6 protein-coding genes and 1 pseudogene are annotated in these 6,230 nt (G+C 34.8%); 4 read left to right on the top strand and 3 right to left on the bottom strand.

What is annotated here, in order from left to right; genetic code table 11:
* The first annotated feature begins 40 nt into the window (after window positions 1–40).
* Window positions 41–873: pseudogene (locus OZD70_RS02395) on the top strand (transposase family protein).
* A gap of 183 nt (window positions 874–1,056) precedes the next feature.
* On the opposite strand, the gene OZD70_RS02390 reads toward OZD70_RS02395, so the two are convergent.
* On the bottom strand, window positions 1,057–1,536 hold the full coding sequence (locus OZD70_RS02390) for a hypothetical protein (protein WP_182183668.1): 480 nt from the start codon (window positions 1,534–1,536) through the stop codon (window positions 1,057–1,059).
* Between the two features lie 343 nt (window positions 1,537–1,879).
* Here OZD70_RS02390 and nuoE point away from each other — a divergent pair, with 343 nt between their 5' ends.
* The 3 genes from nuoE (at window position 1,880) to OZD70_RS02375 (ending at window position 4,105) form a co-directional block, all read left to right on the top strand.
* Window positions 1,880–2,380 carry an NADH-quinone oxidoreductase subunit NuoE gene (nuoE, locus tag OZD70_RS02385; RefSeq protein ID WP_275020626.1) on the top strand — a complete coding sequence of 167 codons (501 nt, stop codon included), beginning with the start codon at window positions 1,880–1,882 and terminating at the stop codon, window positions 2,378–2,380.
* Entirely contained in the window at window positions 2,381–3,595 is a 1,215-nt protein-coding gene (gene tgt / locus OZD70_RS02380) for a tRNA guanosine(34) transglycosylase Tgt (protein WP_275020625.1), read from the top strand.
* Between the two features lie 192 nt (window positions 3,596–3,787).
* Window positions 3,788–4,105 (top strand): WD_0736 family protein, encoded by a 318-nt coding sequence (locus OZD70_RS02375; RefSeq protein WP_275020624.1) that lies wholly within the window; start codon window positions 3,788–3,790, stop codon window positions 4,103–4,105.
* Window positions 4,106–4,111: 6 nt separating this feature from the next.
* Here the strand turns inward: OZD70_RS02375 and OZD70_RS02370 are convergent, their stop codons facing one another.
* The gene (locus OZD70_RS02370; RefSeq protein ID WP_275020623.1) at window positions 4,112–5,383 is read right to left on the bottom strand and encodes a M16 family metallopeptidase; all 1,272 of its coding nucleotides are present in this window, start codon (window positions 5,381–5,383) and stop codon (window positions 4,112–4,114) included.
* A 1-nt stretch (window position 5,384) separates the two neighbouring features.
* Entirely contained in the window at window positions 5,385–5,993 is a 609-nt protein-coding gene (locus tag OZD70_RS02365; protein WP_275020622.1) for a superoxide dismutase, read from the bottom strand.
* Window positions 5,994–6,230: the final 237 nt, after the last annotated feature.

The raw sequence follows: 6,230 nt of genomic DNA, 5'->3' as shown, positions 1-6,230 counted from the left end.
ATGGTAAAGTATGAAAAAGAGAAATAAAAAGTGAGGGAAAATGAGTCTGAATTACCATAAAGTAAGTAAACACCCGAGAAATTTTCGAGATGTAACGGGATTGAAAATAGAAGAATTCGAAAAATCTTGGAAAAAGTCCGTCCAGAGTGGAAAAAGCTTGAAAGACAGAAAAAGCGCCACGGAAGAATTGCTAATTTACCGACACTGGAAGATAAAATGTTGTGCGTAATTTTGTATTATCGGACCTACATAACCCACAGATTTTTAGGCTGCCTTTTCAACTTACATAATGCGAATATTTGCCGACTTTTGAAGAAAATGGAACCACTGTTGGCAAAAAAAATTACTATAAAAAAGGACAGAACCCTAACGCCAGAGAGGATTTTGAAGATACTGGCAGATGTTACAGAGCAGCAGATACAGCAGCCAAAAGAAAGCAGAAAACGGAAGAAAAGTTACTCTGGCAAGAAAAAAGTGCACACAATGAAAACAGAAATTGTGATCGAAGAAAGAGGGCAAATTTTATCGGTTTCAAGATCTCACCGTGGGAGAATTCACGATTTTCGGATAAGAAAACAGGAGAAATTGCTGCCTACAGACAGTATAAAGCATGCCGATTCTGGCTATCAGGGATGGCAAAAATTGCAAAGTAACGTTGTGATACCATACAAAAAATACCGAAAGAAGCCACTAACTGAGGAGCAAAAGGAGCACAACCGAGAGTTGGCATCATTTAGGATGAGGGTCGAAAATAAGATACGAGAATTGAAAATATTCAAGATTTTGTCGCACGTTTACCGTAACTTTCAGAAAAAATATAACATGAGATTTAATATTATTGAAGGTTTGGTGAATTTGAGGCATGGGTTTTAGCCTGCTGCTATTTTAGCCTAATTCACCCTGAAATTAGTATATACCTTTTCGCAGCAGGTCTTAAGAAGCTTTGTAGATGAGGAGAGGATAAAGTATCTCAAACTATATAATCTATCCTAAAGGCAAAATTCGCTATCCACTGTACAGATTCCGCTAACAGATAGCGGAATCACAAGTTTTTACTTACCCAACAGTTGACTTACTATTTTCATTAGAGCAGGTTTCTGCCTTTAGCTCATCCATAATTGTTTGAACCTCAGGAAGCATTTGATGTTTTTCGTAATCTGATTCATATGTTCCCCTTTTATCAGAAACTTTATATTCGTTTTCTTGATAAAGTGAATATAAAAATCCAACTCCAAAAATAACAATTGATGCAAGTGCCATGTATTCAAGTGGTCTTTGCACTTTTTCTCTTAAATCAAAATATCGAGATAACAGAATCAGAGCACAAGATGCTATCACTACTGCACCAGAAGCAAATTTATTTTCTCTAAAATGCTTTTGATTGTGACTCTGTTCATAATTTCTATAAATAGTTGTGGCATGAGCTTGAAGCCTTTTTTCTCCATCTTTTTCCTTACCATCTAATATTGACGTAATAAATTTTCTAAAACTCTCTTCACCAGTTTCCTGTTTCCATAAGTTTAATTGTTTACTCATAGTTTAACCTCATATTAATAAATATAGTTTATTATACACAACATTTATAATAAATGTCAAGAATAGTATATTTATAAATAATATACTATAATTTCTTAAGCATTTTTTTAAGTAGTTAGCTGTAGCTAAAATAATTGAGATTTACCGAAACAAACTTATGAAACAATTGAAGTTAGCGCATGACCAGATTTTGTTTAACTGGACCCTATAGCCAACCAAAAGAATTTACAAGTTGGACAGTATGGGTAGTGTGATACTGCAAAACGCTATTTCTCAAAAAACCAACAATTGCAATCATTGGTTCTACAGGTATAATCTGTTAAAGTTTACACGAGTCTCATGAATGATAGAAAAAGAAGAGCAGTTTAGTTTTACATCAGAAAACCTCAAGAAAGCAGGAAAGTTTATAGAGATGTATCCTAAAGGCAGAGAAGGTAGTGCTGTCATGCCTTTACTATATCTGGTTCAAGAGCAATGCGGATGGGTTTCTGAACCTGCTATGCGTTATGTTGCTGATATGCTGCATATTCCACATATTCGTGTATATGAAGTGGCAAATTTTTACACCATGTATAATTTAAAACCAGTAGGCAAATATCTAATACAAATTTGTAGAACAACTCCTTGCTGGTTGTGTAATAGTGAAGAAGTTTTAAATACCTTTAAAAAGAAACTTGGAATCAATATCGGTGAGACTACTAAAGACAATCTGTTCACTTTAAAAGAAGTTGAATGCCTAGGTGCATGCGTTAATGCTCCCGTTACGCAGATCAATAATGACTTCTATGAAAATCTTACTCCTGAGAAAGTAGAAAACATCATAACAGAACTTTCAGGCAAATAGATGAAAGAAGAATTTGCATTCAAGATAATCAAGCAATCAGGTTCTGCAAAAGTTGGAACAATTAAAACTCCAAATGGAAGCGTAGAAACACCCGCTTTTATATTCTGTGCAACAAAAGCTGCTATTAAAGCTGCAGATATTGAAAGAATAAGTGAAGCTGGTACCCAAATCATACTTTCTAACACCTATCACCTAATGCTTCAACCAGGAGAGAATACTGTTGCAAAACTTGGTGGTTTGCACAAGATGATGGGATGGAATGAGCCAATGCTAACTGACTCAGGTGGATATCAGATATTTAGCTTAGGCCACGGATCAGTTTCGGAAGAGATAAAAGGAATAAGAAAAAAACAAAAAACTTTGATCAAAATTAATGAGGATGGGGCAATTTTTCGTTCTTACATTAATGGTAAAACTTATTGCTTAACTCCTGAAAAATCTATAAAAATTCAACAAAAATTAGGTGCAGATTTAATCTTAGTCTTAGATGAATGTACTCCATTTCACGTAAGCAAAGAATACACAGCAAAATCAATGCTCATGAGCCACAGATGGGCTGAACGTTCTTTAAATGAATTTGAAAAAAACAATAATGGCAAGCAGGCACTGTATGGAATTAGTCAAGGTGGAGTGTATCAAGATTTACGTAGAGAAAGTTGTAATTTTATTAACGATTTGCCATTTTTTGGTCAAGCAATAGGTGGATCACTTGGTCAAAGTAAAGAGCAGATGTACGATGTAGTTTCTTTTACTATGGACCATCTGAAAAAAGATAGGCCTACTCATTTGCTTGGTATTGGTGGAATTGTGGACATCTTTCGCGGAGTTAGTCTTGGAATTGATACGTTTGATTGCGTGCATCCAACCCGTTTAGCAAGGCATGGTGGTGCGCTTATTAAAGTAAAAAATAGAGATTCTATTTCTTCAAAGTGCAAAGAACATATTAATTTGCGAAATCAACGATTTGAACTAGATGATAACCCAATTGAAAGTGACTGTTTATGTTTTACCTGCAGAAAACATTCAAGAGCTTATATACACTATTTACTGAAAGCTAAAGAGCTTCTGGCTCACACGCTCGTTACCATTCATAACGTTTTCTTCATGAATAAGCTGATGGAATCAATAAGGCAGGCAATATTAGACGATAGATTAGATCAGGAGAAAAATAATTGGATTAGTGAGATACCATTGCACTGTGAATTATATACCTAGTTCATATTTTTTCTACGCTTATTTTATATTCCCTAAAACAGAAAAAGCCTTCCTCTTCCTACTCTTTCTTCCTTGGTTAATCCATAGTTAGCGTCTTTTGCACATGTGCGTTGCATTTTTTAATCTTCTTTAAAAACTTGACAATACATGACAACACTGGTATATTAGAAATATAGTTTTTGTGAGGTATTTATGGTTAGCAATAAAGAAAAACATCAAATAGCGTTTTGCATTTCAGCCGTTACATTCTTAGCTGGGTTATCATTGATCGCAACTGCAATTGCAGTGGGTACCGTACCTGCTATAGCTGCTTGTCTAGTGATAGGAGGAATTTTGACTGTCTTGTCTGGTGTGCAAGCAGTAGAAAGCTATTTATTTTTACAAAACAGCGAGAAAATTTTAAATAAACTGATGAGTAACATACGCGATGAATCAGAAAGCAAACTTTTTATAGAAAGGATTTTGCAACCGTTCATTGAACTTTTTAGTGAGCCTAAGCAACATAATTAAAGTACACTAAGCTTTAAGCATAGAAACCACTTTATCGTAACTTGGCAATGATTTAATTTCTCCAATTGCAGCTAGAGTGGTTTTTTCATGCTGAGATAACAATTCTTTTGCTGCTTTTTTTACATTAGCAGTGGTAACTGCACTAATTTTTTCTATTAATTCATTTTTACTGATGTACCTATTATAGTTACCATAGTAGTGCCCCAATGTTTCAGCACGTGAGCTAACACTTTCGCGTGACATTAAAATTTGGGATTTTATTCGCTCTTTCACTCTATTTACTTCTTCTTCCTTCAGATTACCTGTAGACAGCTTCTTCAATTCTGTCGTCATAGATTTTAAAAGCTTATCTAAGTTACTACTATCTGTGCCAGCAAAAATGGAAAACATCCCTGTATCAGTGTAGCTGGAATTAAATGAATAAACAGAGTAAGCTAATCCCTGCTTTTCCCTTACTTCCTGGAATAAACGTGATGACATTCCGCTCCCTAATATAGAATCAAGCACTTGAAACGTGTGATATTTATCGTCATGGCGAGAAACACTAGGTAGACCAATTAGCAAGTGTACCTGATCTAATTTACGATGTTCTAAATATTCACCACCAGTACAGCTCGCATTTTGGCTTTTTTTCAGCTTTTTAGAATGAATCTTTGAGAGAAAATCTTTGGTTAATGCAACAACCTCTTCATGTTCAACATTTCCTACAACGGTAAATAGCATATTCTCGCCAAAGTAATGTTCATTTATGTAATTATCTAGATCTCCTCGAGTAAAAGATTTTACAGTATCTTGCGTGCCTAAGATTGACCTGCCAAAAGGTTGATCTTTATAAGCTGCCTCAAAATATTTATCGAAAACAACGTCACTTGGTGAATCATTAGTCTGAAAAATCTCTTGTATTACAACGCCCTTCTCACGTTCCAATTCATCTTCTGGAAACGTAGAATTAATCAATATATCTATTAGTATATCAATACCAGTTTTGATGTCTTTCTTGAGGACTTTTGCATAATAGGTGGTGCTTTCCCTACCAGTGCTGGCGTTGAAAACCCCACCTATGTCGTCAAAAGCTTTTGCAATTTCAAATGCAGTTCTTGTCTTCGTTCCTTTGAAAGCCATGTGTTCTAGGAAATGGGATATTCCATTTTGATTTGCACTTTCCGCTCTACTGCCAATACCAACTCGTATGCTTAAAGCTACGGAATCAACATCACGCACCTGCTCAGTTATTATGCGCAGACCATTATCTAATTTTGTTACCTGAGGTGTATTCATCTTATGTATTCTTTTTTAAATTTTCTTCTGCAAAATCCCAATTAATCAAATGATCAAGGAAAATTTTTATGTAGTCAATTCTACGGTTTTGACAATCTAAATAATAGGCGTGCTCCCATACATCCATAGTGAGTAGTGGCACTTGGCTATAAATTAATGGCAAATCTGCATTTGGAGTTTTGGTGATTTTGAGCTTTCCTTTTTCGAGCACTAACCATACCCATCCACTACCAAATTGGCTTATTCCATGATTGGCAAATTCCCCACAAAACTTATCAAAACCACCGATATCATCTTGAATTTTTTTTGCCAGAAAACCATCATCTTTAGGTTTACCACCACCATTCTTCTTCATTGAATTCCAATAAAAAGTGTGGTTCCAAACTTGCGCTGCGTTATTAAATATGGGAACTTTATCGCTATTACCATGCACTTTTGTTATTATTTCCTCAATTTCCACATGTTGATAATCTGTATTTTCAACCAGCTCGTTGAGTTTATTTAAATATCCTTTATGGTGCTTATCATAATGAAAATCTAAGGTTTTTGCAGATATGTAAGGCCCTAAAGCTGTTTTATCATATGGCAATTCAGGTAAAGTAAAACTCATGACAATCTCCTTATTTTTGACCTACTTGGATGGTAGGGCAATATATGCTTTTATGCAACATATAATTAATAGCCAAAATATTTAGTTATCTATTGCATTATTCTAAATTATACTACAATAATAATTATTATATAAGCCATAGAAACGGATTAAATACAAAAACTTACTTGACAAACCTCGCCAGCCCCCTTATCATGATAGTGAAGGTATTCAGTTATCTTCATCTGTGCAGATTAA

It is taken from the genome of Wolbachia endosymbiont of Drosophila tsacasi, assembly GCF_028982115.1.
GTDB classification, from domain to species: Bacteria; Pseudomonadota; Alphaproteobacteria; order Rickettsiales; family Anaplasmataceae; genus Wolbachia; species Wolbachia pipientis_B.
The sequence above is the reverse complement of the archived record's forward strand: the minus strand, read 5'-3'. Positions and strand labels throughout refer to the sequence as shown.

Coding starts and splice junctions, on each gene's coding strand:
- nuoE (WP_275020626.1), top strand. CDS start 1,880: ATGATAGAAAAAGAAGAGCAGTTTAGTTTTACATCAGAAAACCTCAAG.
- OZD70_RS02390 (WP_182183668.1), bottom strand. CDS start 1,536: ATGAGTAAACAATTAAACTTATGGAAACAGGAAACTGGTGAAGAGAGT.
- OZD70_RS02375 (WP_275020624.1), top strand. CDS start 3,788: ATGGTTAGCAATAAAGAAAAACATCAAATAGCGTTTTGCATTTCAGCC.
- OZD70_RS02370 (WP_275020623.1), bottom strand. CDS start 5,383: ATGAATACACCTCAGGTAACAAAATTAGATAATGGTCTGCGCATAATA.
- tgt (WP_275020625.1), top strand. CDS start 2,381: ATGAAAGAAGAATTTGCATTCAAGATAATCAAGCAATCAGGTTCTGCA.
- OZD70_RS02365 (WP_275020622.1), bottom strand. CDS start 5,993: ATGAGTTTTACTTTACCTGAATTGCCATATGATAAAACAGCTTTAGGG.